This is a genomic window from Bradyrhizobium sp. BWC-3-1 (assembly GCF_032917965.1).
In the GTDB taxonomy this organism is placed as follows: Bacteria; Pseudomonadota; Alphaproteobacteria; order Rhizobiales; family Xanthobacteraceae; genus Bradyrhizobium; species Bradyrhizobium canariense_D.
Genome location: NZ_CP136625.1, coordinates 6,702,426 through 6,727,984, shown reverse-complemented (window position 1 = coordinate 6,727,984; position 25,559 = coordinate 6,702,426). Strand labels below are relative to the sequence as shown.

The following is a 25,559-nucleotide window of genomic DNA, read 5'->3' as shown; positions in this document are numbered from 1 at the left end:
CGGCAAGCTTCATCGCCGCGGCGGCCTCGCGCTTGGGGTCGTACTCGAGATCCATAGATACAAATATAGCTGCAGATCGTAAACGATCACCCACCACCGCGACCGTAACAATCCGGGGTCGGCCGCATACCCCGGGCCTGTCTAGCCGTCCGGAGATGCCCCGCCCGATGCGCGCCATTCCTTAGCCCGGCATGCGGCTAAGAAGTGCGATGCGCCTCCCGCTCCTCGCTCGTCGATGGTGATGATTGCCGGCGACCGCCTGAAGCGTAGATGCGAATGGCGCATGATACGTCCGTTTTCCATTCGAAGTGTCGGATGACGGTCTCGCGGTTGAACGATCCCGCCATGCTGATCAGTTGAAGCGACCCAACCATTTGCTCGACCCGGCCCGCTCGTCCCAAAGGCAGGAGCAAGCGCTCACAATCGATCGTATGGCCGCCGCTGTTGTAGGTCGAAAACACGTTGTAGATGGCGCAGCCGCTGGTGACGCATTGTTCGGCGGCGGCTAGACCGAACTCCTTGAACGCCGGCGGCAGAACCTCTTCCATCGATTTCCCGGCCCAGCTCGAATTGAAGACCTCTCCTACGCTGGCACCCTGGTAAAGCGCGCGAAACGTGTGCCCTTCTCCCCGGCGCTCAACGCTCCAGATGATGAGTTGTTTTGGATCATGCAGGCGCGCTTCCGGCCTGAACTGGTCGAGCGAAGGGAAGCGCAGATCGCCCGCCGTGCGTGCCCAGTACCGGCACATGGCCTGCTGACTGATGGACTTCACATCGGCGAATGAACCGTCGGTGTATTGCATGGCCCCCAAACCTACACGCCACAGCGTTAACGAGCCGTAGTTCGACCAGCCTTCAGCGCGCTAAACAAGCGGGGAAGACGGCTCAGCGGCGGCGCCTTGGCAGGGGCCCGGCTGCGCCACATGTAGCGCTCGCGCTCGGCAGCCGCTGCGCGAGCACCCCTGCAAGACGACGCAGCTGCACCGACACTCCCGAAAAGCCCGTGAATTACTCGTCTTTCAGATATCTCGTGCCGGGAGCTCCCGATATTGTGGGGCCTCACGGGACTACCTCATCGGCTCACCACGAGAAGAGATGTTTCAAGACGCATCGGATCCGGCGGTGATGGCCGAGGCCTTGAGCCAGTCTACGGACTCCCGGGTGCTGCGGCGCATCGTGCCGTAGCCGACGTCGATGCCGGCGTCAGGGCGGGAAACTCGGACCGGCATCCTGCTGGACACCGACACGACGGCCTCGATCACGCCAGGGACGAGATCATAGAGCTCGGCATGGTCAAGTTCGACTACAGCCCGGACGGTTGCGTCGTCGGCATCCGCGGCACGTTCTCCGCCTTCAACGAACCGTCGGAGCTGATCTCGGCTGAGATCACGCTTACCGGCATCACCCACGAAATAGTGGGCCGCCATAGAATCGACGAGGCCGCCGTGAACGCCTTCGTCGACGACGCCGTGGTCCTCGTCATCGCGCACAACGGCGGGTTTGATCGCATATTTTGCGAACGCTGCTGGCCGGTCTTCGAACGGAAGGCGTGGGCATGCTCCGCGACGGAGGTCGAGTGGCGCCAGCACCGCTTCGACGGAGCAAACCTCGGGTACCTGCTGAACGGCGCCGGCTACTTCCACCGAGCGCACCGCGCGGTCGACGACTGTCACGCGCTGCTGGAGATCCGGGACTTCGTCCTGCCGAGACAGGCGCGCCGGCGCTCGCGCTCTTGCTCGAGACCGCGCGGAAGAAGACCATCCGCATATGGGCCGAACAGTCGCCGTTCGAACTCAAGGATTCGCTGGAACGCCGCGGCTATCGCTGGAGCGACGGCACGGACGGCCGGCCGCAGTCATGGTACCTCGACGTAGGCGAGTCCGCCGTGGATGATGAGATCGCGTTTCTCAGGACCGAGATCTACCTGAGAGACGTCGAACCGCGCCTGCAGAGGCTGACCGCCTTCACCCGTTTCTCCGGCCGAGTCTGACAAGTCTACTCGGCCGTTTCTGCCTAGCGCGCGAGACGCTTCTCCACGCGCTTCCCTTCTCCACCGCCGAGGCCGAGCGGCCGGTCTTCTTGGCCGGCCGATCACGCCCATCGACGCGGAGCTGGATATGGTAGCCACCGTATCTCGTGAATCCACGGCGCTTCCGAAGGCGCCTTTACCTTCAGGGTCGCTTAATTGGGGACTGATGAACCCCGGCATCTGAGCGGCTTCCGACTTCGCGGCCGACGCCTTGATACGCTTCGACAGGGTACGCTACTCACAACAAACCCACCGCCGGGTTTAGGCCGACCGCGGGCAGTCAACCTACTTACTTACGATTGTTCTAACTTTGGGGGTGATGAGGTGTTCCGACAGCGCCTCTGTACGCGCTCTTTCGGTGAGACGAACAGCCTGGTCACCGCCCCGGCGCGACCTTCATGTCGGAGAGCCGTGCCCGCGCTTCGGTCGTCAATCCCGGATAAGTCGCCGCCGGGGTGAGATCCGGCACCTGCTCGGCGCCGAGCCGGATGCCGGAATAAGCCATGGCCCCATCTGCGGTCGCCACGATGTCCCCCGGACGCAGCGGATCCAATGCCAAATCGACCTGTGCAAGGCCGACGGCATCGCGGCCGTTGCAGGTGCAGTCGGCGCGGAGGGCGGCCCGGTAAGTGTAGGCGTTCTCGCTCTCGCCGTAGCGTTCGCCTGCGGCGGTGCGAGCGCCGTCGATGCCGGAGCCGAAGAACACCTTAGTTGGGCTGGCGGGACAGAACGCCTGGCACAATTGCGCCGGCGAAACGGCGCCGCGCATCAGCGGGAAATATTTGCCGTCGCAGCTCCGCACGCAGAAGGCGGGACCTGAGCCGGCAGCGATAGGGCGAGGCGGCAACGGTGCCGGGGAAGCTGTCTGCTGCCGTTGCTGCTGAGTCTGGAGGCCGCCGAAGAGGAAATCGAGCAGGTTTTCGGCCGAACTAGCCTCCGGTAAGAGCGTCCCCGCGACAGCTATGGCGATCAACGACAGGCGAATAGGATTGCGCGACGAATGCTCCACCGGCGCCTCCTTGCGGCATATGGGAGCGGCCACGGTGAGCGGCGAACGCGCCCTAAGCGGGGCGGAGATGGGGAGGAACTGAGCCCAGGATGCGGCCGCCCAGCACGAGATGTGAAATCGCCTTGATCGGTCCCGACCCGGATCCTGAGCTCCACCGTTTTGAGCGGCATGCTTTGCAGTTCCGGCGTCCCCGTGGTCGCAAATCGCGATCTGGCTTTTCAGGAATCTGTGTCCCGCGGCTAACGTCGTTGCGGCTGCCGTCGGGCAGCAGCTTGGGGACGATAAACAACGAGATGCCTTTGCTTCTCTCGGGCAGGCTGCCGTCGTCCGACGCGATCTTCGCCAGCACCAGATGGACAATATTCTCGATCGCGTCCTGATCGCCGCCCGAGATCCACATCTTGTTGCCGGTGAAGCGATAGCGCGGGCCCAGCTCATCCTCGCCATCGGGGCACCGCCGGGTGTGGATGTCGCCGAGTCTCGATCCTGCGGCTCGGACAGGCACATCGTGCCGAACCAGCGGCCCTCGATCTCGGGCAGGGCGAAGCGCTCGATCTGCGCCGGGGTGCCGAAGGTGGCGATCACCCGTGCATTGGCGACGGCGAGCATTGTATAGCCCGCGGTCGAGACGTTCGCGGCGGAGAAATTGCTGAGGAGCGCGAGCGATTCCGCGAAGGAGAGGCCGAGCCCACCGAGATCTTCCGAAAAGCTGGCGCCGAACAGGCCTAGTTCGGCATAGCCGGACAGGGCTTCGCCGATCGCGGGCAGGATGTGGACGCCGTCGGCGTTGAGGCGGGGCTCATCGAAGTCGCTCTGCCCGTAGTGCGGCAGGAACGTGTCGATCGCGAGGCGCCGCGCCATGCCAATCATCGCGAGCAGCGTCTCGCGCTCCTCATCGCCGCCGATCTTCAGCCAGTCGAAAAGCTGGAAGGACAGCAGCTCGGGCGAGGGGAGAATGTCCGCGCCAGCACTCATGCCGCACGATCAGCGGGACGCCCTATTCGACGCTGCGCTTAAGCAGGGCGGAAACCTCGAAGTCGGAACCGATCGCGGTCCTGCGCAGCAAAACGCCGGACTCGAGGCCTTCGCATAGCATCACCTGTCTTTTCGCTTGCGGTCGATCTGTGGTTGCGCTTGAATGAAAGTTAATTTCGAACCAAGTTCTATTGGACCATGTGTTTTCATTTGCCGGGCGTGGAAACAGAGCGGCTTGCGTATCTTTGCAAGACGCTGCGACGGCGGTATGTGGCCGAGCTTGTCCGGCTGATCTGGCTGCGACTTCGTGCGCGAATACATGTCCAAACAGATCGATTTTGAGCTGCTTGCCGCCGTTTGCGAGCTCAGGCGAGAGCTCGAACAAGTCATTGAGGTCGGGAAGCGCACGGGCGCGCCGCCCCGTGCATTGTGGTTGATCGAGCAGGCTCAAGCAGACCTGCAAGCCTATATCGATGAGAGGAGGCCAAAACTTAACTAGACGCGGGCACCTCAAGTCGCGCGGCAGCAGCTTTGCTCAGTTTACCTCATGCGAATGCGATGGCGGTGATGTAGGAGCGTGTGGACATTACCGGACAATGGCACCGTTTCCACGCGCGGATCACCGCGCAAGAGGACCACTTGCCGTCTTGGCCGTCTCCCATGTAGCGCTACCAAGCTCGTAGCCTGACCGCGTCCCGGATGCACCGGTACGTCTTGGCATGTCGCGAGGACGAGGCCGAGCATGATCATGTCGCCTCTTCCAGCGCTTTTGCGGTCATCGTCTTTGGTCAGTGTCGGCACCCCGCTTGAATCCACTGGCATTCATTAAAGCTTCGTTGACTAACACTTCATATACAGAGCCAGTATTTCCGTCCGAGGAGCCAATGAAGGTCTGGGTCAGCCTGGCTTTGCTTGCGGCGTTTTTGCCGTTGGGCCAGCGTTTTGCCTGGTGGTCTACGGCGAAATCGGGCGAGGCTGCGGAGATCCGTGCCAGCTATCGTCGGCCTACGACCGTTCCTTTTCCCGAGGGCAATCCCTACTCCGCGGCCAAAGCCGCTCTTGGCCAGCAGCTGTTCTTCGATCCACTGCTCTCGAGGTCCCGTACCGTTTCCTGTGCGACTTGCCACGATCCGTCGCTTTCGTGGGCTGATGGCCGCTCGCGTGCGATTGGGGAGGACCCGAAGGGTCTGCCGTTGCGTTCGCCGACTCTGATCGATGTGGCCTTCAGTGAACCGCTGGGCTGGGACGGAAAATTCAGGGATATCGAGGCCGTCACCTTTGGTCCGATCACTGGCCGGGCGAACATGAACCTGACGGAAGCGGAGCTGATCGACCGTCTGTCCGCCGCACCGGCCTATGGTGATGCATTCGCAACCGCGTTCGGAGACAGTGCGATTACGCGCCCCAGGATCGAAGCTGCCCTGGCGACCTTTCAACGCACCATTGTCGCTGGCGAGTCGCCATTCGATCGCTGGATCATGGGCGATGAAGCCGCGATCAGCGCACCGGCAAAACGCGGCTTTGAGATTTTCAACGGCAAAGCACGCTGCTCAAGCTGCCACAGTGGGCCATCTTTTACAGATGGATCGTTCCAGGATATCGGCACCGCGACGGATGATAATATCGGGCGCGGCCGACTGTTTCCGACGTCCCAAAAGCTGCGATACGCGTTCAAGACGCCGACCTTGCGCGATGTCGCGCGCCGCGCGCCCTATATGCACGACGGATCGCTGGCAACGCTCGAACAGGTGATCGAACTCTATGACAAGGGCGGAATGGATCGTCCGAGCCGATCGCCTTCGATCCGGCCACTATTCCTTACGGCGGACGAAAAGTCCGATCTGATCGCCTTTCTTCAAACGCTTACCGCCTCGTCCCCGACCGTGCCTTTCCCTGAGGTGCCCGGACAACGAACTCCCTGATATCGGGCGGCCGGAAAGGACCTCAATAGAGGTGCGGCAATGCCGACCCGAACAGGCCCAAGCCGAGGATAAGAAGGGCGCCTGTCCAAGCCTCCAGGGATTCTGGACGCACGGCGTACCGCTTTGCGCCGCGGGCCAGCACCGCGCCCACCGCCACACCTGCCGCACTTAGCGCTCCGAACATGGACTGCTCCAATCATCCGCTTGTTCCCCGTTCAGTACGTCCCTCGAATTGAAGGCCCGTCCTCGAAATCGTTAAAATTTGAAGGATTTGTGCGGGGCGCCTCCAATCCTGCGCAGCCCCATTAACCAGTAAACAACCGGTGGATGCGACAGGCGCCACAAACCTTAAAATCTATGCTAAGGTGAATAAATCGTTAAGGCTGTGCTTTTAAGACGGGCGGTTTTTTGAAATGTTCAGGTCTCTGGGACGAGGTGCCGTATCGGCATCCCGAGGAATCTACCTGTTTGCCTCGTCCATCGCCGGATTCTGCTTCTGGATCCTGGGGACTGAAGAGGCCGCCGCGCATGTCAAATGGTTCTGCGCCTATGACGCTGCTGGCCAGCCGCGGGGCCTCGAGAACGTTCTGTGCCAGGATTTTGAGCTCCTCCTGGGCGTTGCCTTGCTCTGGTTGTTTTCCGGCTGTCTGGTCGAGCGGACCTCTCTGGGCGAGCTGATTGCCCGCTCGCTTAACCGCTTCACGCAAAGCCTGGAGCTGCACACCGAGCTGATGATGCGCGCCGTCTGCGGGTTTTTCTTCATCTCGCTCTGGGCGATCGGAGGTATCATCCTGACCCCCGAATTGAAAACGACGTCCGCGCTGGTCGGGCCTTTGCAGCTCGTCATCGCCGCCGGGCTGCTGTCCCGTCGCACGATGCCACTATCCGCGGCCGGGATCGCGGTGTTGTTCGCGCTTGCGGTGCGGGACTACGGCACCTTCCATCTGGCCGATTATCCGATCTTTCTGGGGGTTGCGGCCTACCTCGCTCTCACCGGACTGCAAAAGGATCTATTCGGCGTTTCGCCGCTCGATGTGGTGCGCTATGCGACTGCCGTCACGTTGATGTGGGCGTCGATCGAGAAGTGGGCCTATCCGGAATGGAGTTTTCCGCTCCTGATTGAGCATCCCGGCATCACGCTTGGGTTCAACAACGAGTTCTACATGCGGGCCGCGGGCATGGTCGAGTTCACCCTCGCTTTTGCCCTGGCCTGGACCCCGCTGGTTCGGCGCGTTGCGGCGGCCATGTTGCTCGGCATGTTTATCAGCGCGTGCTTCGAATTCGGCAAGCTCGATGTCATCGGGCATTCGGCGATCATCGTCGTCCTGATTGCGATCGTTTCCGATACCCGGCAGGCCAAGGCAGACTATCGCCCCCCACTGCTCGCCCCGGCAGGACTATGCGCGGCGCTGACGGTCACGCTGTTCGCCTATTATGTTGGCCACGCCGCGATCTTCAACACGACGATTCTCTAGGCCTGTTACTTGGTCACATGCACGCCAAGCTTCATCTTGGGATGAATGCCGCACAGCACTGTGTAGTCACCAGGCACAGAAAAAACCACCTCGACTTGGCTACCCGGCTGCTGGTCTCCGGTATCGAAATCAAAGCTACCTGCGCTCAAATAGGCGTGGTGCAGGAGCTCGCCATCGTCGTTAACGAACCGTAAAGTCTCGCCTTTCTTGATGATGATCTCTCTCGGCCTGAATTCTCGGTCTTTTTGCGAGATCGTGTAAGGGGCTGCGGCCAAAGCGGCTCCCGCGAACAGTCCCGCCATAATTGCGGCCGTGATCTGAAAACCGAGCTCGCCCGTGCGCAATGGGAAAAGCCTCGCCATAATTTTCAACCCCGCTGAAACTTCAACTTTACCAAGAATCCGTCTGGGTTCGGATCTACCGAGCCGCGTGAGTACTCCCAAGCTTATCACAGGTTGATCTTAACGATTTCCGCATCCCTTGCAGTCATTACTAGGGAAATTTTAGGCGGGCGGCTGGCTGCCTCCGCGCGGTATGTTTGCTATTAGTTGTTTACAGCGAAAGACACTGTGATGGGTCCTTTCGTCGGCAGCGTTGCGCCGAAAGCGGTCGTCGAGACCTTCCGGTCGATAATCGCTCGGTTGTCGCGGCTTGTCGCGCGCGGTTCGATTAGAACCGGGATCTTGATCTTCTGCCTTGCGATGAGCGCGATTGCAGTAGCGTTGGGAGGATATGCCAGCCTCGGCATCCGGCACGCCGGCGACCTAGTTGCGAAAACCTTCGACGAGTCATTGATGTCGATCAACTATGCGCGGGCGGCCGGCGCCGATTTCGCCGCCATGCGCGTGGCATCTGCACAACGGCTTCTCACAAAAGACCCGGCGGTCCATGCTAGGCTCGACGCCGAAATTGACGAACTGGCCAAGTCACTTTCTGAAGACGTCACCATAGCGGCCGAGCGATCACAGTCCTCGCGGGCCGCACAAGCCGCCGCCAAGGTGCAGGAGGCGGCAAATGCATGGACCGCGCTTCATCGAGGTCAATTTCAAAGCTTTGCTAACGACGCTGGGAAGATCGAAGCGAGCGGTCGTGAGATCAACGGTGCGGATCCGTATTCCAACACGGTAAATCAGCAGATTGAATTGCTGGTGAACTATACAGCCGGCGATGGATTTCTGTTTCGCCAGCGGGCGCTTGCCGCGATCAACCGGGATCTACAACTCAACGTCGCCGGGCTGACCATTGCCCTTCTTCTGTCCGGTCTTTTCTCCTGGCTGTTGGCGCGGCGGATCATTGGTCCTGTTGCCATCGCCTCCAAAGCGGCCAAGAGCATCGCCGACGGCGATTTGAACACAAGCATTCCGGAGGGCGGCGGTGACGAGCTCGGTACGCTCCTGACTGCTATGGGCAGAATGCGGGACAACATTAAGGCGATGGTCGACCGAGAGGTGGCGCAGCGGCGTTCGGCGCAGGCGCGGCTTTCCGATGCGCTCGAGCACTCCCGTGAGGGCGTCGTCCTCCTCGACCAAAACGGCCAGGTCGCGTTGGCCAATTCCAGAGCGAGCGAATTCATTCGCTGCTCTCCGCAGCTTGTCGATCCTTTGCGGATGGCACGGGCGCCCACCGCCCAGCACTCAACGGAACTCATGCTGCCAGAGAACGCTGACGAGGCGGACGGGGTGGAGAGCGAGGCCCAACTCCCGGATGGAAGATGGCTGCGGGTCAGCCGCAGCCCGACCCAGGAGGGCGGCGTCATCCTCGTTTACAGCGACATTAGCGGTTTGAAGCAGCAGAAGGCCGAGCTGCATGCGACCAATTTGAGACTGGATGCTGCGCTGACGCACATGTCGCAGGGACTCTGTCTCTATGACGGAGAAGGACGGCTGCAGGTCGTCAACCGGCGCTTCTGCGAAATCTTTGATATTTCGCCGGAGCTTGTGCGTCCAGGGATGACGTTCGAGGACGTCCTCCGCCTGAGTGTTGCCGCTGGAAATCATGGCAGCCAGACGGTGACCGATCTTCTGGCAGAAGGCGAGGAGCTCTTGGCTCGCCGCAAGGGCGGCAACTACCTCCAGCAGCTCAGCGACGGACGCGTTGTCTCGATCGCTCATCGCTCCACATCCGATGGCGGCTGGCTCATCAGTTGTGAAGATGTCACCGAACAACAACGGGCTCAATCTCAAATCGCCTTCATGGCGCGGCACGACGCTCTGACTGGATTGCCAAACCGGACTCTGTTCGCTGAACGGATTGAACAGGCTGTCGCAGCGGCTGTTCGAGGTGCAGGCTTTGCCGTGTTCTGTATTGATCTGGATAAGTTCAAGCAAATTAATGATACGCTGGGCCATCCGGTGGGTGATGGGCTGCTTTGCGCTGTCGCGGCGCGATTGAGTGCCTGCGTCCGAGAGGGTGATACGGTTGCGCGTTTGGGAGGCGATGAGTTTGCGCTCATCCAATCTGAAGTCCACAACGCTGAAGATGCTGTGCATCTGGCCCGACGTATCGTCGAGCGTGTCGCAGCGCCCTACGAGCTGAACGGACATCGGGTCGTCGTCGGCTGCAGCGTCGGAATTTCCCTGGCACCGGGTGACGGCACGACACGCGAAGCGCTGCTGAAAAATGCCGACATGGCGTTGTACCGATCCAAAATGGACGGCAGGGGAACGTGGCGGTTTTTCGAGCCGGCCATGGATGCGAGCCTACAAAACCGCCGCGCGCTCGAAACCGACCTGCGTGCGGCCATGGACAAGGACGAATTCGATCTGTTCTACCAGCCCATCTATGACTTGCGGATGGACCGGATCAGCGGCTTTGAGGCCCTATTGCGCTGGCGACATCCGGAAAGAGGGCTGGTGCCGCCCGACCAGTTCATTCCTGTCGCCGAAGAAATTGGCCTCATCACACCGCTTGGGGAATGGGTGCTCAATCGCGCCTGCGAGCAGGCGGCGAGTTGGCCGAACGAGCTCAAGATTGCGGTCAATGTCTCGGCCACTCAGTTTCGTGATCCACGGCTCGCGGCCGTCATCGCAAACGCGCTCGAGGTTTCAGCGCTGGCGCCGCACCGGCTCGAGCTCGAAATCACGGAATCGGTTCTGCTTGGCAACAGCAGCGAAACCATTGCGACGCTGCACGAGCTGAAGGCGCGGGGGCTGCGCATCGCGTTGGATGATTTTGGTACCGGCTACTCATCGCTCAGCTATCTGCGCAGTTTCCCATTTGACAAACTCAAGATCGACCAATCGTTCGTCCGCGACGCGACGGCGACAAAGGGCTCGAAATTGATCGTCCGCGCCATCACCAGCCTCGGAAAGAGCCTCGGCATGACGACGACGGCGGAAGGCGTAGAGACGATTGAGCAGTTGAACCAGATGAAGGCCGAAGGATGCAACGAGGCACAAGGTTACTTGTTCAGCCGTCCGGTCCCGGCAACCGAACTCGCATCAACGATCCTGAGTTTGAGAAACGGCCTCCAGAGCCTCAAGCGATCTGACTGGAATAATCTGATAGCCAGCTAAGGCTATGGATCGCATGCCAGAGAAATCGACCATGGCATCGGCAATTTCGCGGCGCTGCATCAATGACGATCCGTACCAGCTTGCGCGGGTATCGGTTTGGGTAGGAAACTCGGGCGGCACGGGTGCGCCGTCGCGTCATCGTGTGCGCGGCTCACGCTGAGCACCGAGCGATGGCTCAATCCACAGCTGTTCCTCTGGGTCATGGTGAAGTGCTCAGCAGGTCGTTTATGGGTGCGGCATCGGCCATAGCCGTCGTCCGGACGGCTGCCATTCCAGCCCGTCTCATGGTAGGGCCTGACGGAATCACGGGCTCTCCCGGAAGGGCGGACGTTAAGAGCCACAGTTAGCTTCATCAGGAGTAATGCAGATGGCAAGTCCTCCAACTAAAAAGGACATTGAGCGCCGAGCGTATCAGCTATGGCAGCAGGCCGGAATGCCCGGCGGGCGCGATCAAGAATTCTATTCGGAAGCGGAGCGCCAGCTGAAGGAAGAGTTCCGGTCGCCGCGAACTCAGGACGCCGAATACGCTGTAGAACCGCGAGACGGAAAAGGCCGCGGGGCTTGACGTACCCATTTCTTCTGGCCCGTGGGGGCCCTCCTTCCAGCTTGAGCGGAGGCGACCCTGACGCCGACAGAGAGGCTTGCGTATGTGGGCCGTCGACCTTCCGGTGCTCTATCCCTCCGGGTCTTTCGCTGGTGAGTTGCGTCCGCCGGCGATAACAGACCAGCGTCGCGAGAAACGAGGTCGGCGGAATCTGATCGATCCAGCACAGGCCTCGTGCGAATGCCTGGCTTGCGTGGCTCCGCCCTAAGCCCCCGACTTCTTCGTCCCTCGTTTTAGCTGCCAAACTTTAGGCGCCACGTGTGAAAATGGTCCGGGTGGAAGGCGACGCTCGCTTTCAGGGTCGCTACGTCAGCGGCATGGCTGACGCTGGCGGCCAAGTTGGTTCTCAATCAAGATCCGAGCCGCACTATCTCTACGACCACTATTTCGCCTCTCTGGCAGGGATAAATGCGCCACTGGGGAGCAATGGATCCCATTGGTGCAGGGTCATGGAAAATGAAAACAACCGCGCGAGAATTCGTCGTAGGCATAGTAGCGGTGCTTTTGATTGGCACTGTAAAGGCGCGCGACTTGGATAACCGATACAACGACTCGGGCCTCAAACATTGGTTTGATCAACTCGCCAGCGGCAAGGGACGATGTTGTTCGATTGCGGACGGCCAGATAGTCGCCGATTCGGATTGGGATTCCAGAGATGGCCATTATCGGGTGCGCCTAAATGGCAGTTGGGTCGATGTTCCTGACGATGCAGTAATTGCCGAGCCAAACCGCGCCGGTGCGACCATGGTGTGGCCGCTGAATAGCTTTGATGGCCTCGGAATTCGGTGCTTTATGCCCGCAACCACAAGCTAGTAGCTAGTACTCGACAGCGCGCTTGCTCTCGGCTTCGCTTTGATAGGTTTGTCGTTCTCTCCAGCTCGGGTAGCACACTACAGCTCGCAGGATTTCGGAACTGAGTACTGCAGAAATCCCCGCTACACACGTTCGGATTTGCCATCGCCGGCAGGTCCAAGAGTCCGGGTGCACCAAGGGAAGCCGCCACACAGCATCCGAAAAGATCTGAACCCTCTAACCAGCTCGCCTCTGGTGCGGGCCATCCCGCGCGGCTTGTTCGGCAGCAAAATCCGACGCGCCCTGAAGAAAATCCATCTGCCCGGGGAGGAAACGGTCGAAGGCTTCAGGGGGTATGGGTACGCGCTGCCGGGACAGAGCTTCGATTACTTGTGAGATGGAGGCTTCACCGGAACATCTGCAATGGGTCCAAAAGGCGAAGAACTCAACGTGAGCCAATCTAGTCACCATGCCTCGGTGAACGGACCTCGTGGAGGGCTGCCGCTACTTCGCCGATGGGCCAACCAGCCACGTCATTCGACAACTTGACCGGCGCGGACGAGCAGTATCGCGGGCAGTGCGAGCCCGAGCGCCTTCGCAGTCGTGAGATTGATACTCAGCTCGAATTTGGTCGGTCGGTAGAAGGGGATATCTCCGGGACTGCTGCCTTTAAGAACCTTGTCGATGAGAGTGGCGAGGCGCCGAAATGTCTCTGGTAAGTCAATCGAATAAGCCATCAGTCCACCGAGTCGTACGTACTCGCCGTATGCGTACATTGTGGGAATGCGGCCCGTCGCCGCTAGTTCAACAATAGCCGCGCCAGTGGCGAGATGCTCGGCCTCGTCTGACACCATGAGCGCGTCTGTTCCATCGATCTGAAGACCCGCTGGTACTCTGTCAGGTAGAAGCCGCTGCCCAGCAGGGCAGCCTTCAGCGAAATACCGGCTCGTTTGGCTGCCTCGCGCTGCCGCACCTCTCAAGTCTTCCCAGTACGACCGCGACACAAGGTAACCGAGGGTGGACAGTCCCGGCAGCGCCTCGACCAGCAGCTCGATACGTTTTCCAATGAGTTCCAATTCCGTCGCGATGGTCGCCTGTGATGTTGCCGCCCGGCGCGCGATGCTGGCCACAAGTCTTAAGGCAACTGGGTCGTTGACTATCGTCACAATCGGAATTGTCGTCGTCGCGGTTTTAAAATCCAGCGACAGACGTGCGGCCACCGCTAAAATCAAGTCGGGATGTGTGTTGATCACATCCCGAACCAATTCGGAATAGCGTTCTGGTCGACCTTCTCCGGAGTAGCGATCAATCACGAGGTTTTGGCCCTCGACGTAGGCAAGGCGGCTCAGCTCCTCGAAAAAGGCGCGGTATTGCGGTGGACCGCTCAGGCCCATTTCACTCACTTTGAGAGCCGGACTAACGAAGGCGATCCGCTATAGTCTCGCCGGCTGCTGCGCTTGTGCCGCGACTGGCCGCGTCGCCGCCATGCCCACAAAAGCGTAATGAACTCGCGCCGTTGCATGTGCCCCCTGACGGTAAAACCTGATCGACTACTCAAAGCCTAGCATCTTACGATTGGATAGGAGCGAGAAAGGTGGAGATCGACCTCAGCACTCGTGAGCCGATGCCAGCCCAGGCTCATTCGAGTCCGTTTGCCCCGTGTCTTCCCAATGTCTGATCTAACCTCGACAGCTGCCGTGCAGGACTGCAGCAGTTGCGACGACGATCAGCTGCACGACCGGACGCCCGGAAGTGGCGGACAGCCCGCTGCGCCCGCGGGGGAAAGTAGGAGATTTCCCTTGAAGCCGGCGTTCTGGTATGACCCGGCCCCTAGATCGCGAGGTCTCGCGCGGGTTTCTCAAGCAATAGAACAGGACGCGGCCCGATCCGGGTTAAGGACAGACGTTTTTCGCTGCATCGAGAAGTCGTTTCGTTAATCCCACGAAGTCATTCTGAAACGAACGCCTGCTGTTGTGGTGTGCGTCGGATCTTGGCTGTCTTCAACGGAGAGTGACATGAACGCTGCAATTGCATGGCTGCTGCCTCGCGCGTCCGCGAAATCGGTCGCCGACATCGACACCGCGCTCTCGGTGGTGATGTTTAGTGGCTTGGGCCTGTTATTGTCCCTCTCTGTTCTGATCGTCGACAAATACACCCCGGGCGAATGGTTCTGAGCTGAGCGCTACGACCCCTGTGTCTGGCCGCGTCTGCGCCTTGACTGCCGGCGAGGCCGCTCGAGCACGGCATGCGGATCAAGTTTCCGATGTTGCTGATGTCGTCCCGCGATTTCGGCCGGTGGGCCCATGTGAGCCGGGGACGCTTTCTTCGCCATCCAGCCCGTTCAGCGGGTGCCAGCAGGTTGGGCTTTCGTTCGTCCTCTGAAGTCCTGGCTGATGAAGGTCACGCCAACTTCGCCGCCGTTTACCCACGCCAGCTCGCATCGGCGATAGGCAAGGCCGGTCGACGAGAGCACCAGGAAGAACTCGTTCAACGGCAAGCTCTCCACCGAGCCCTCGATCAACAGCTTGGCTCCGCTGTCGGATACGTCCTGCAATGAGCAAGCGCGCTGCCACGTTCCGTCGATCGCCATCATGCTCGCCGGAATTGCCCGCTCGAACGCAACTCGCCGTGTCCCTCGCTTGTCCGGTGCTCTCATCACGCACCCTCCAGATCAGGCAGCGAGGGCACCAGCGACGGCATCTCCAAACGCAAGGATACGAGCGAGGAGCTTGCAATTGAGCAGTCCCGGCCTTGTTCCTTAGCGTGGTACAAGGCGATGTCAGCGTCACGGGTGAGCGCCAATTCATCCGTGGTGGCGTCGCGCTTTTCGGCGACGCCCACGCTTATCGTCACGTACTTTCGTGGCGAGCGCGGATGGTGGATCTGCAAACGAGCGACCAACATTCGAATCGCGTCGGCCACCTTCACCGCCCTTTCTTCGTTCACGCCGGGCAGGATCACGGCGAACTCCTCGCCGCCATACCGCGCCGACAATCCTCCCGTCTTCGCGGTGGCGCTTCCGATCACCTCGGCAATGCGCTGGAGGCAACCGTCCCCGGCCTGGTGGCCCAGGGCGTCGTTGAAGCCCTTGAACTGGTCAATGTCGATCAGGAGAACCGATAGCATGTCATGTTTGGCGTAGGCCTCCCGCAAGAAGGCATCGAAGCTGCGCCTGTTCGCGAGCCGCGTCAGGCCGTCTGTCGTCGCGAGCTGCGCCAGTCTAAGGTTGGCTGATGACAGCTCGTCCTCGAGGCGCTTCTGCTTCGTGATGTCGCGAAGAGTTCCGACGATCTCCAGCTCGCCGCCGAGGGACTGCTCGGCCAGCTTGAAGTGCGCCTCCAACCAAGCCATGGTCCCATCTCCCCGCCGAATACGAAACCGAACTGAGCTGGAGGCGCTCGCGTGCTTCACCTCGCGGCTCGCGGCCATGACCTTTTCCCGGTCGACGTCATGGACCACGTCGAGACACGACCTGCCGAGGAAATCATTCTCGGTCATCCCGAGCACAGCCACTACCGAAGGCGACACGTAGCGGAGGTATCCCGTTCGGTCCATCACGATGACGATGTCGGCGATATTGTCCGCCAACAAACGCAGACGCGCCTCCCGCTCCCGCAGCGACCGTTCCAATCCGGTCCTGAAGCTGAATTGGCTCCTCAACAGGATCGCCATGGCGACGATGATTGTGGCCAGCAGGACCGCTACGATGGCATCCGAGATGAGATCGGTCCGCCAGTTGGCCAGCACCTCGTCCTCTGATCGCGCCACCGTGACGACCACCGCGTATTCGGCGTCCAGCTCGTATGCGATATATTTGGTGAGACCATCGAACGGGGAGGTGATCTTGTAGGACCCGCTGGGGCTTTCATTTGTGCGCTTCTGGAACAGAGAGGTGTCGGCGATCTTTCGGCCGCCTTCCACCACCGGCCAGCGAGCGAACATTGTTCCATCGGTGGACAGGAGGCTGATGCCGCCTTGAGCGCCGACACCAAAGGACGAATAGAATTTGCTGAAGTAGTCGCAGTCGATCGCAGCGACCACAACACCTGCGAATTCCCCGGTTGGAGTGCTGATCCGCTTCGACAGGATGATGGATTGTTGCCCGCTAGTCCTGGAGATGATCGGCCCGCTCAGCAGCATCTTGGGGCTGGGATTGTCCCGATGGTGTACGAAGTACGCACGGTCGGAGTTGTTGTGGTCGGGTAGACGCGCGAAGGATGAGTACCGCCAGTTACCCTCCGCATCCAAAACGCCGATCTCGCGGATCTGCGGAAGAGAGCGGGTCGTGGCGACCAGGTGGGCATTGAACCGCTCAGGCAGTGGGCTCTGGTACTTTAGCAAGTCCGCCAGCCCGGTCATGGCCACATCAGGGGCCTTGAGGGTAGTGGTTGCGTGCCTGGCCAGCGAACGGGCCAAATTGCCCAAATCCTCCTGTGCCCGGACCAAGGTCGCCTGACGGGCCACCGACGCCTTCCAGGCAACGAGGCCGAGGACGCTCGTCATCATGACGGCCAGGAAGGCGCCGACCACCAAGAGGGGCTTGCGGTGTATCGCCTGATGTAGTGATGCCACGACCGTGTCACCTGCTCGGGTGCATTCGATATGACGATCATCATTTTTACCTTCAAAGCTGCTAACGACCGTGGCCGAGGTTGAGGCAAATGCAGGCTTTGGCTAACAGGCCTTTGAGAACCCGAGCGGAATCCGGCAGTGCCGTGGTACTTCGGTAGTGCGTCCGGCAGCGGCGGGCACTTCGCCCGCCTTCAAATTCGCAGCCCGCGAGGAAGGCGGCACCCGGCCAGAAGGAGATGCTGATGCCGATCGCCGGTAAGAAGCCGGCGAAGAAGCCGGCAGCTGGGGCGCGGAAGTCAGCGTAGGTCGTGTCTTCACGGTTTCGTTGCGTGCGAGCCTGCCGCGGGTGAACGCATTTCGATGGTCGCTCCGGAGGGCAGCACCGCGGACAGCGCAGGACACCCGCAAAAACCCAGGAGCCGCATTGCTACGGGGTTGCCCGTCGACGATCGTTCACGCTTGATGACTACATTTCTTCTCGATGGAGGACGACTATGACCTCGAGCGCCAGGCGCTGGGGGCGATGAAGCTCGCCGTAGAGACCAATGGGGCGGAGCGGCAACGCCTCCTCCGTCTGGCCTTGATCTGGCAGGAGCTGGCGCGCATCCGTGGCCACCGCGGGCCCAAGCGAAAAGTTCGCTTAGGGCCTCCGCCGTGTAAATGCTGATCGAAAAATGACCCCCCATCGGCGTGTTGGGGACCCCTTCAAGTCATTGATTGCATTGAACCTGATCCATTGGACCCCCACGCCGATAAGCGTTGAGACCCCGCGCCGAAACACACAATTCAGGGGTTCTGCTCGATGTGATTGGGATAGGGTTCGATCAGTTTCCCGCGGAGCTTCGCGAGGAGATCGTCGCCAAATATCCGCGCACGAACTTCAAGGAGGGCTTCGTTCAGGAGTACTTCGCCGGGTTTGCGCACAAGCCGGCGACTACGTACGGCACGGTCAACGCCGGGGTGTGCGAACGCTTCATGCCGGGCTTCAAGAGCCCCAATGCCTGCGACTTGATCGCTGGTTCTCCCTGGGCTCATTAGGAGAGGAGGTCACGATGTCGATCAGTGCAATCACCAATCGGATAGCTGCGCTGTCACGCCGTTCAGCAATCAGTCCAAAACAGGGAATAGAGCTAATGCGAACGATGTTCTTGGCGCTGGTCGCAACAGCCATTGTTGCGGGAAGTTCGCCCGCGATCGCCCAGGATCGGGAGCAAGTTAAGCTCGTCTTCGAGCACGCGCTGCCGAATGTCGAGGGAAAGAGAATGGCTGCTGTCCTTGTGAGCTATCCGCCCGGGAGCAAATCGCTGCCTCATCGCCACGCAGAGTCGGCCTTTATCTATGCCTATGTACGTCCGGGGCCATCCGCAGCCAGGTCGGCAATGACCCTGCGCAGGTCTATCACGCAGGCGGGGGCTTTACGAAATGCCAGGTGCTCATCACAGCGTCAGCGAGAACGCGAGCGACACGGACCCCGCCAGCTTGCTCGCGGTCTTCGTGGTCGATTCCAAAGACGGGGCATTGACGATGCCCGACAAGGACGGAGCACCGAAATAACGGCGCGGCAGGCTCGCCTGTCCAGTCACCGCCCGGCCTTTGCACTGTGTGAACGACATGCATAATACTGGAGAGGCAGTAAAGGTGCCGGTACAAGCTGTCGCGATCGTCGTCTACGAGGGGGTCCAGGCCTTGGACGTAGCCGGGCCGCTGGACGTGTTCAGCGAGGCGAACACTTTCCTCGACAGTGCCGACCGCTATGAACCCGTACTCGTTGCTGCTCACCACAATCCGCTGCGCGCCTCGAACGGCATACGGCTTATTGCCGATCTCACGCTTGAGGAGGCGACGGGTGGGTTCGACATCGTTCTGGTGGCCGGCACGCCCACCCCACCTGAAACGGAGCCCGACCCGCACTTGCTTCAGTGGGTCAAGGAGCTGCCGTGGCGGTCGAGCCTCTATGGATCGATCTGCACCGGGGCTTTTGTCCTTGGCTATGCCGGTCTGCTGGACGATCGGCGTGTCACGACCCATTGGCAGGATGCGCAGGCGCTGGCGGCCAGGTTCCCAAGAGCAAAAGTCGAACCGGATTTGATCTACGTCCGCGATGGCCGGCTAATCACCGCGGCGGGTGTGACTGCGGGAATAGATCTCGGTTTGGCCCTGGTCGGGCAGCGCCACGGCGCGGAAACGGCGCTCAAAGTCGCCAAGCGGCTGGTCGTGGTCGCCCAGCGACAAGGCGGACAGTCTCAGTTCAGCCCCTATCTCACCGCGCCTGCCGATCCGGAATCGCCGATCGCCCGTATCCAGGACCATGTGATGACGAACGTCGGGGATCGCCACTCGCTTGAGTCCCTTGCCGCCGTCGTCGGGATGAGCGCCCGAAATCTTGCCCGGCATTTCGTGCAGGCGACCGGAATCACGCCGCACGAATTCATCGAGCGCGCCCGCATCGATGCGGCGCGCATGATGCTGGAGGGAAGCGACCGGCCGCTGAAGGCGGTTGCATTCGACTGCGGGTTTGGCTCGGCGGATCGTATGAGAATCGTGTTCACCGCCCGTCTTGGCGTGAGCCCCATCCAATATCGCGCGAGCTTCCGGCGGACGACACTGGAATAAACCGAGCGTTCCCCACGACAACGCTCGCGATCCTCTCACTACGGACCGTCATGTCAGGAAAAGACGTACGGCTGTCCTGATCCGCGGGATGCCCTTCCTTGTGCGAAGCGGTGCTCGGTTGGCAAATAGAGGCAAGCAACCAACCCGCTACGCAAACAAGGAGAGTGCTCCATGTCTGAGATCATCGCCGGGATTCGCCTGCCCGACAGTGCCATCGCCCGCGCCGCGACGCAGCTCGTGCGCGATACCGAGGACGACCTACTCTACAACCACAGTCGCCGCGTCTTCCTTTGGGGCGCGCTCACGGCAGATCGCCACGGCCTGAAGTACGAGCCGGAGCTGCTTTACCTCGGCGCCATGTTCCACGACATGGGCCTCACGGAAAAGTATTCCAGCCCCGACCTGCGCTTCGAGGTCGACGGGGCCAATGCCGCCCGCGATTTCATGAAAAGCTACGGCCTGCCGGAGCGCGAGATCGAGGACGTGTGGACCGCGATCGCGCTCCACACCACGCCCGGGATTCCCGAGCATATGCGACCCACTATTGCGCTAGTGACCGCCGGGGTGGAAATGGACGTGCTCGGGATCGCCTACCACGATTTCACGCATGAGCAGCGCGACCATGTCTGTGTCCATCATCCGCGCGAAACGAACTTCAAGGAGAACATCATAGATCACTTCGCCAGAGGCATCATCAATAAGCCGCTGACGACGTTCGGCAACGTGAAGACTGACGTCCTTGCGCTGAAGGACATGACCTATGTCCGCCAGAATTTCTGTTCGATCATCCTCGGTTCGGCCTGGCCGAACTGACCTTTGTTGCTGCGAGCGGAGTAAAATCCAGTTGAGCGCCGGTCGAGCCAGGATGTAGGGACCCATGATCGGACCGAGCGAGCGGCGGCTCGTTGAGCAGAGCCCCATCGATAGGTCATGACTCGCAGGGGCCCTGCACCGGACGTTGATCAGGTGGCGCGTTCGACCTCGGTCGTGTCGAGTTCGTCGACCTCTATCGTCCATGGTTTTGCCTGCCACATGGCAGGCCATGCGCAGGTCAGCGAGGTGACGGGATGCGCTACCGGCCATCCCCGAGGGAACAACCAGAACGCAAACAACCCTCCGACCGCGGACCATCTCCTGCGCAGCGCCAGGTCACGATGGCTCGTGCCGAACAGCAGCGCTCGCAGATCAGCCTACGTTGCGGTCAACGGTTCCGCCAAGGCGCATCCCGTCGTCGACCACGCGAGCAAGCAATCGGCGCACCGCTTCCATGTTCGTCGGCTGAACGTTCAGCAGCCACAATGCGGTTCCAGCGTTTATAACTATAGCGCTGATGGGCTCCTTAATTGCGTGGGCGAGCGAAGGGGATAACTGCATCGCCGCGGCGCTACCACCCTTTTGATAATCGTGGCTACGCGGCTCACTGCCACACGCGGGTTGCTCCAAAGGGTCGCGTAAAGCCTTTACACGCGCGCTTGCGGTAAGGGCGCATTTCTCTTTTTTGGAATACGGCATCGCACCTCCAAGGTTCAAACCTATGTCGCCAACCCAGGCGGTTCCTTCATGCTCACCTTAAAAATTCTTAAGTTTTGACCGCCGCGTCTGGAGCCAACTCACGCATTTTCAGCGACAGTGGGCCTCCTCACCGCCGGCCCCCAAATGTCGGAAATGATCGGACGGTATTATGGCACCTTCTAACCGGAGCGTGTCTCAGGCGCCTGCAAATTTGGTTTACGCGTGTGGGCAATGGGAGATCGATCTTGGTCGGCGCGAACTCCGGTCCCGTGGAATCTCTCTCCCGCTCGGCGGGCGGGCCTTCGAGATCATTACAGTTCTAGTGCAATCGGCCCCGGACCTGGTCACCAAAGACCGCTTGATGGACCGGGTATGGCCGGGTGCCATCGTTAGCGAGGGCACGCTCCACGTTCACATCTCCGCAGTTCGGAAGGCTCTCGGTTCGGATCGAGCGTTGCTCAAGACGACCTCCGGCCGAGGCTATCGTCTGCTCGGGAACTGGACGGCTCAGCCGGCGGAGGAAGCCACCGAGTTGGTCCATTCACTGGGGAGGCGTCCATCAGGGACACCACCGGCGAATAATTTTCCCCCGCTGATTACTCAGCTTGTCGGCCGAGCTGAGGCTGGGCAGTCTGTGCGAGACCTTGTCTCGGCGTATCGGGTGGTAACCCTCACGGGTCCCGGTGGAATTGGAAAGACCTCGCTCGCGATCGAAGCCACCCGCAGCCTCTTGCCCGATTTTGAAGACGGAGGGTGGATAGTAGAACTCGCCTCGCTGTCCGACCCTGATCTCGTGCCGTCCACGATTGCCGCCACGCTCGGGCTGAAACTCGGGGGTGATATTTCGACGGATTCGCTCGCTCGTGCTATTGGGGGGAAACACATTCTGCTTGTGCTCGATAATTCCGAGCACGTCATCGATGCTGTGGCCAACCTTGCCGAGAGCCTCACTCGGTCATGCGCGCGTACCACGATTGTGGCAACGAGCCGCGAGGTCTTACGAATCAATGGTGAGTCCGTTTATCGCGTTCCGCCGCTCGACGTCCCCGCGCCAGGACAAGCAGCACCCGACTTCATACTCGACCACAGCGCCGTGGAGCTGTTCGTCACCAGAACGAAAGCGCTGAACGCGGGATTCTCCCCGAGTGCTGATGACCTTGTGTCGATTGCCACGATCTGCCGACGTCTCGACGGTATACCACTCGCCATCGAATTCGCTGCGGTTCGTGCCGGGGTTCTCGGGGTTGAACTGGTGGCTGCCGGCCTGCGAGATCGGTTCGCGCTCTTGACTGCCGGACGTCGCACCGCGCTTCCTCGGCATCGAACACTGCGCGCGACCCTGGATTGGAGCCATGATTTGCTCTCGGACGCAGAGCGACGCTTGCTGCGCCGTCTTGCCGTCTTCTCGGGCGGATTCACGATCGAAGCTGCCGCCGCTGTGATGACACATGCAGAGTTCGATGTGGCCGCGGCGACGGACGGCATCGCCAATCTCATCTCGAAGTCCTGGATCGTCTTAAGCGGAACCCAGGGTGCCGCGCGCTGGCAGCTGCTAGAAACGACGAGGGCCTACGCAATCGAGAAGCTCGTCGAGCATGGGGAGGCTGATGCCGCCTTTCATGACCATGCAGCGCATTTTCGCGATCTCTTCAACATGCTGAGGTCAGGCGCACGATCGCCTTCATCAAACGAGTTATCAAAGGGAGACCTGGCGCGCGGCTTCCGAGAGATCGACAACGTTCGCGCGGCACTTGATTGGGCTTACGGCGATGGTGGAGACCCGACCCTGGCGGTCGATCTCACCGAGGCGGTTGCCCCCGTTTGGATTCACCATCTTCTGATCGATGAATGCAGGGAACGGCTTGAACAGGCGGTCAGTCTCATCGACAAAGCGGCCGCTCGCCGCGATTCGGGCCGCAATTTGCGCCTTTTCTCCGCACTGGCAGTTGCGCACATGCAGTCGACAGGAGACGGATCGAAGATCGATGGTGCTTGGTCGCGGGTCGCAGAGCTGGCTGAGGAATTGGACGATCCCGAGTATCGGCTCAAGGCGTTGTGGGGCCTCTGGATCGGTCGCTATTTCAACCGCGACTACCGAGGTGCCTTGCAAGCCGCTGTTCGTTTGGCTTCACTTCCTGACGAAGCTGTCGAGCCGGCCGATCGTTTCGTTGGGGAGAGGATTGTAGGAGTGACCCTGCATATCTTGGGCGACCAGGTCCGAGCGCGGTCACACATTGAAAACATGCTTCGCGGCTATGTCGCTCCGCCCGGCCGTCTTCACCTTGAACGATATCAGTTCGACCAACGCGTGGCTGCAGGGGCATTTTATAGCAAGATTCTCTGGCTCTTAGGGTTCCCAGATCAGTCGATGACAGTTGGAAACCGTGCGCTTGATGATGCGATCGAGCTAGGGGACGACTTCTCGCTTCTCAGTATTGTGGCTTTCGGCCTGTGCCCTGTTGCACTGGAGCGCGGGGATTTTGAGTTCGCTAATGAACTGATTTCAAGAATGTTTAAGTGGGCAGAAACGTTTCGACCAATGCGCGTGTGGGGGCAGTGCTATGCAGGAGTTTCGGCGATTCGGAGCAACGACACGATCCAGGGTCTGTCCCTCCTTCGCGAAGGCCTGAATGGATTCGCGACATCAGGCTATCAAAGCCAATACCTTTTCTTCCTTGGCAGCCTCGCTATGGGATTGTTCAGCTCGGGTAATCAGGACGAGGCCTTGGCGACGCTAGAAAAGGCTCTTGACCAATCTGAAAGGGATGAGGACCGCTGGTACGTCGCTGAGTTGTTGCGGATCAAAGGCGAATTCTTCCTCAGGCTAAATGAACCAAGGTTGACTCTATCGGCCGAGGCTCTGTTCAGTAGCTCACTCGGTTGGGCTCGCAAGCAGGGCGCCGTATCCCTGGAACTCAGGACGGCAACAGGTTTGGCTCGCTTGAGGCAGCAGCAAGGCCGGGAGGACGAGGCACGCGAACTGCTCGAACCGATTTACTTACGGTTCACCGAAGGCTACGCGACCAAAGATCTGATTGAGGCCGCCTCACTGCTGAAGTCACTCGGCGCAATTCTCGTTTGAGATCAAGCAGGTGCCTCGGGTTCTCTTCAGCGCCTTGGCCACGACCGACATCGCCATCTGCCGATTTCGTCCGTTTTCCTACGTGCTCCGCGCCGCCGAGCGGCGCGCATCGCGGGGATCAGCTTGGCCGTGGTTTAAGGATATTGAATCTGGCTGCTAGAGTTAAGGTCAACCTTGCGGGTGGGCTCACGATGGACACTGCATAATCGATACATCGCCGCGAGCGCACGTCCCTTCAACAGCACGCCGCGCCGGTTTAGTCCCCCATGCCGGTCGATCCAGCGCTGGACCTTCGCCGGATACATTGAGTAAAGGCTCTCAGTGGCCGCTCTGTTGGACAATCTGCTGTGATGCGGCCCTGCGTCATAGGCCCGGTGAAAAAGTAGCTCCGCACGAGGCGTCACACAAATCCTGTTCTGTGGAATGGCACCGAGAACGATTGTGCAGGCCGACGCACAATATCCATCGATTATAATCCTATCATTGGCCGCGCGTAGGGCCTGGTATCTCACGACGTAATCTCCGATCCGACCTCCAGGATCATCCGATATACGAACGGTAGCGCTCCGGCCATCAGCTTTCACTAGCAGCGCTGCAGCTGCGTACGCCTCCGATGGGGGCCGTCTTGCGTGAGGGTTGGTAATTCGCGAAGCGTGTGACCTTAAGTCTAGCTTTAAGGTCATCAGGCGATGCGGGTCGAGGTTTTAGGCGGGCTGGAGCGGCGGCGGCGTTGGTCGCAGGACGACAAGGCACGGATTGTCGAGGAGACGTTGGCACCGGGCGCGAAGGTAACTGAGGTTGCGCGGCGCAACGGAGTAGCGGCCAGCCTGGTGTTTACCTGGCGTCGACAAGCACGGACATCGGAACAAGTTGCACCATCTTTTACGCCGGTGCAGATCGCCGCCGTAGCGGCTTCGACTGAAGAAACTGCGAAGCTTTTGCCTACGGTTGATGGCCGAGTTCGCTCGGCGGCAGCCGCACGTACTGGATTGATAGAGATCGATCTCGGCAACCGACGGTGCATCCGGGTGGATGCGCACGTCGATCCGGAGGCGCTGGCGCGGGTCCTCGATGTGCTTGGACGCCGATGATTGCTGTACCAGGGAATGTGCGAGTGTGGCTGGCGACAGGCTACACGGATATGCGCAGAGGCTTTCCGTCGCTGGCCCTCCAAGTGCAGGAGGTGCTGCACAAAGAACCGCTCAGCGGTCATTTGTTTGTCTTCCGCGGTCGCCGCAGCGATCTTGTGAAGGTGATCTGGCACGATGGTCAGGGAGCCTGCTTGTTCACAAAAAAACTCGAGAGAGGAAAGTTTATCTGGCCATCGGTTGCCGGTGAAGCGGTAACGATCTCGCTGGCGCAGTTGAGCTATCTGCTGTCCGGGATCGATTGGCGCAATCCGCAAGAAACCCAGCGGCCGACGCGGGTCGGATAATCGTTTTGGGTTTGAATCTGATGC

22 protein-coding genes and 3 pseudogenes are annotated in these 25,559 nt (G+C 60.3%); 16 read left to right on the top strand and 9 right to left on the bottom strand.

The window, feature by feature from the left end; genetic code table 11:
• Positions 1 to 197: 197 nt before the first annotated feature.
• Both RX329_RS32365 and RX329_RS32360 read right to left on the bottom strand, forming a co-directional pair.
• Positions 198 to 803, bottom strand: coding sequence for a hypothetical protein (locus tag RX329_RS32365; RefSeq protein WP_085413591.1), 606 nt, complete (start codon positions 801 to 803; stop codon positions 198 to 200).
• Between the two features lie 297 nt (positions 804 to 1,100).
• The gene (locus tag RX329_RS32360) at positions 1,101 to 1,673 is read right to left on the bottom strand and encodes a hypothetical protein (RefSeq protein WP_317244818.1); all 573 of its coding nucleotides are present in this window, start codon (positions 1,671 to 1,673) and stop codon (positions 1,101 to 1,103) included.
• 59 nt (positions 1,674 to 1,732) lie between these two features.
• On the opposite strand from RX329_RS32360, the gene RX329_RS32355 reads away from it, so the two are divergent.
• Complete coding sequence (locus RX329_RS32355) at positions 1,733 to 1,990, top strand: hypothetical protein (RefSeq protein WP_317244817.1); 258 nt, start codon at positions 1,733 to 1,735, stop codon at positions 1,988 to 1,990.
• Positions 1,991 to 2,405: 415 nt separating this feature from the next.
• Here the strand turns inward: RX329_RS32355 and RX329_RS42080 are convergent, their stop codons facing one another.
• Positions 2,406 to 4,013 carry a DUF2865 domain-containing protein gene (locus tag RX329_RS42080; RefSeq protein ID WP_201263199.1) on the bottom strand — a complete coding sequence of 536 codons (1,608 nt, stop codon included), beginning with the start codon at positions 4,011 to 4,013 and terminating at the stop codon, positions 2,406 to 2,408.
• A 22-nt stretch (positions 4,014 to 4,035) separates the two neighbouring features.
• A complete protein-coding gene (locus tag RX329_RS32340; protein WP_143274160.1) occupies positions 4,036 to 4,464 on the bottom strand; it encodes a hypothetical protein in 429 nt (142 codons plus the stop codon).
• Between the two features lie 433 nt (positions 4,465 to 4,897).
• On the opposite strand from RX329_RS32340, the gene RX329_RS32335 reads away from it, so the two are divergent.
• Together RX329_RS32335 and RX329_RS32330 are read left to right on the top strand one after the other, a co-directional pair.
• A complete protein-coding gene (locus RX329_RS32335; RefSeq protein WP_085350927.1) occupies positions 4,898 to 5,935 on the top strand; it encodes a cytochrome-c peroxidase in 1,038 nt (345 codons plus the stop codon).
• Positions 5,936 to 6,348: 413 nt separating this feature from the next.
• Entirely contained in the window at positions 6,349 to 7,410 is a 1,062-nt protein-coding gene (locus RX329_RS32330) for a hypothetical protein (RefSeq protein WP_085358224.1), read from the top strand.
• A 5-nt stretch (positions 7,411 to 7,415) separates the two neighbouring features.
• Here the strand turns inward: RX329_RS32330 and RX329_RS32325 are convergent, their stop codons facing one another.
• Positions 7,416 to 7,772 carry a methylamine utilization protein gene (locus RX329_RS32325; protein ID WP_085350929.1) on the bottom strand — a complete coding sequence of 119 codons (357 nt, stop codon included), beginning with the start codon at positions 7,770 to 7,772 and terminating at the stop codon, positions 7,416 to 7,418.
• Positions 7,773 to 7,982: 210 nt separating this feature from the next.
• Here RX329_RS32325 and RX329_RS32320 point away from each other — a divergent pair, with 210 nt between their 5' ends.
• The 3 genes from RX329_RS32320 (at position 7,983) to RX329_RS32310 (ending at position 12,342) form a co-directional block, all read left to right on the top strand.
• Positions 7,983 to 10,925: an EAL domain-containing protein gene (locus RX329_RS32320; protein ID WP_085358226.1), complete on the top strand. Its 2,943-nt coding sequence runs from the start codon at positions 7,983 to 7,985 to the stop codon at positions 10,923 to 10,925.
• 361 nt (positions 10,926 to 11,286) lie between these two features.
• Positions 11,287 to 11,490 carry a DUF2934 domain-containing protein gene (locus RX329_RS32315; protein ID WP_317244816.1) on the top strand — a complete coding sequence of 68 codons (204 nt, stop codon included), beginning with the start codon at positions 11,287 to 11,289 and terminating at the stop codon, positions 11,488 to 11,490.
• Positions 11,491 to 11,985: 495 nt separating this feature from the next.
• A complete protein-coding gene (locus RX329_RS32310) occupies positions 11,986 to 12,342 on the top strand; it encodes a hypothetical protein (RefSeq protein WP_240550521.1) in 357 nt (118 codons plus the stop codon).
• Between the two features lie 512 nt (positions 12,343 to 12,854).
• Here RX329_RS32310 and RX329_RS32305 read toward each other — a convergent pair.
• Entirely contained in the window at positions 12,855 to 13,715 is an 861-nt protein-coding gene (locus RX329_RS32305) for an ABC transporter substrate-binding protein (RefSeq protein WP_085358230.1), read from the bottom strand.
• A gap of 621 nt (positions 13,716 to 14,336) precedes the next feature.
• On the opposite strand from RX329_RS32305, the gene RX329_RS32300 reads away from it, so the two are divergent.
• The gene (locus tag RX329_RS32300; RefSeq protein WP_162847231.1) at positions 14,337 to 14,495 is read left to right on the top strand and encodes a hypothetical protein; all 159 of its coding nucleotides are present in this window, start codon (positions 14,337 to 14,339) and stop codon (positions 14,493 to 14,495) included.
• Between the two features lie 167 nt (positions 14,496 to 14,662).
• On the opposite strand, the gene RX329_RS32295 is transcribed toward RX329_RS32300, so the two are convergent.
• Together RX329_RS32295 and RX329_RS32290 are read right to left on the bottom strand one after the other, a co-directional pair.
• The gene (locus RX329_RS32295; protein WP_085358232.1) at positions 14,663 to 14,977 is read right to left on the bottom strand and encodes a PilZ domain-containing protein; all 315 of its coding nucleotides are present in this window, start codon (positions 14,975 to 14,977) and stop codon (positions 14,663 to 14,665) included.
• Positions 14,977 to 16,893: a diguanylate cyclase domain-containing protein gene (locus RX329_RS32290; protein WP_094183593.1), complete on the bottom strand. Its 1,917-nt coding sequence runs from the start codon at positions 16,891 to 16,893 to the stop codon at positions 14,977 to 14,979. The genes RX329_RS32295 and RX329_RS32290 overlap by 1 nt, the downstream gene beginning before the upstream one ends.
• 206 nt (positions 16,894 to 17,099) lie before the next feature.
• Here RX329_RS32290 and RX329_RS42075 point away from each other — a divergent pair.
• The 5 genes and pseudogenes from RX329_RS42075 to RX329_RS32270 form a co-directional block, all read left to right on the top strand.
• Positions 17,100 to 17,198, top strand: a pseudogene (locus RX329_RS42075) (Ku protein); the annotation flags it as partial.
• Positions 17,199 to 17,652: 454 nt separating this feature from the next.
• Positions 17,653 to 17,931, top strand: coding sequence for a hypothetical protein (locus tag RX329_RS32285; RefSeq protein WP_240543202.1), 279 nt, complete (start codon positions 17,653 to 17,655; stop codon positions 17,929 to 17,931).
• A gap of 95 nt (positions 17,932 to 18,026) precedes the next feature.
• Positions 18,027 to 18,447, top strand: a pseudogene (locus RX329_RS32280) (cupin domain-containing protein).
• A gap of 84 nt (positions 18,448 to 18,531) precedes the next feature.
• Positions 18,532 to 19,506 (top strand): GlxA family transcriptional regulator, encoded by a 975-nt coding sequence (locus tag RX329_RS32275; RefSeq protein WP_085358236.1) that lies wholly within the window; start codon positions 18,532 to 18,534, stop codon positions 19,504 to 19,506.
• 171 nt (positions 19,507 to 19,677) lie between these two features.
• Positions 19,678 to 20,319: an HD domain-containing protein gene (locus tag RX329_RS32270; RefSeq protein ID WP_085358238.1), complete on the top strand. Its 642-nt coding sequence runs from the start codon at positions 19,678 to 19,680 to the stop codon at positions 20,317 to 20,319.
• Positions 20,320 to 20,691: 372 nt separating this feature from the next.
• Here RX329_RS32270 and RX329_RS32265 read toward each other — a convergent pair whose 3' ends face one another.
• Positions 20,692 to 21,018 carry a hypothetical protein gene (locus RX329_RS32265; RefSeq protein WP_143273929.1) on the bottom strand — a complete coding sequence of 109 codons (327 nt, stop codon included), beginning with the start codon at positions 21,016 to 21,018 and terminating at the stop codon, positions 20,692 to 20,694.
• Between the two features lie 169 nt (positions 21,019 to 21,187).
• On the opposite strand from RX329_RS32265, the pseudogene RX329_RS42070 reads away from it, so the two are divergent.
• From RX329_RS42070 to tnpB, 4 genes and pseudogenes are all read left to right on the top strand, one after another.
• Positions 21,188 to 21,448, top strand: a pseudogene (locus RX329_RS42070) (winged helix-turn-helix domain-containing protein); the annotation flags it as partial.
• Between the two features lie 231 nt (positions 21,449 to 21,679).
• Positions 21,680 to 24,100 carry an ATP-binding protein gene (locus tag RX329_RS32260; protein WP_240543203.1) on the top strand — a complete coding sequence of 807 codons (2,421 nt, stop codon included), beginning with the start codon at positions 21,680 to 21,682 and terminating at the stop codon, positions 24,098 to 24,100.
• Positions 24,101 to 24,789: 689 nt separating this feature from the next.
• Positions 24,790 to 25,191: an IS66-like element accessory protein TnpA gene (gene tnpA, locus RX329_RS32255; RefSeq protein WP_085357272.1), complete on the top strand. Its 402-nt coding sequence runs from the start codon at positions 24,790 to 24,792 to the stop codon at positions 25,189 to 25,191.
• Positions 25,188 to 25,535: an IS66 family insertion sequence element accessory protein TnpB gene (gene tnpB / locus RX329_RS32250; RefSeq protein WP_085357271.1), complete on the top strand. Its 348-nt coding sequence runs from the start codon at positions 25,188 to 25,190 to the stop codon at positions 25,533 to 25,535. Before tnpA ends, tnpB begins: the two co-directional genes overlap by 4 nt.
• Positions 25,536 to 25,559 lie beyond the last annotated feature (24 nt).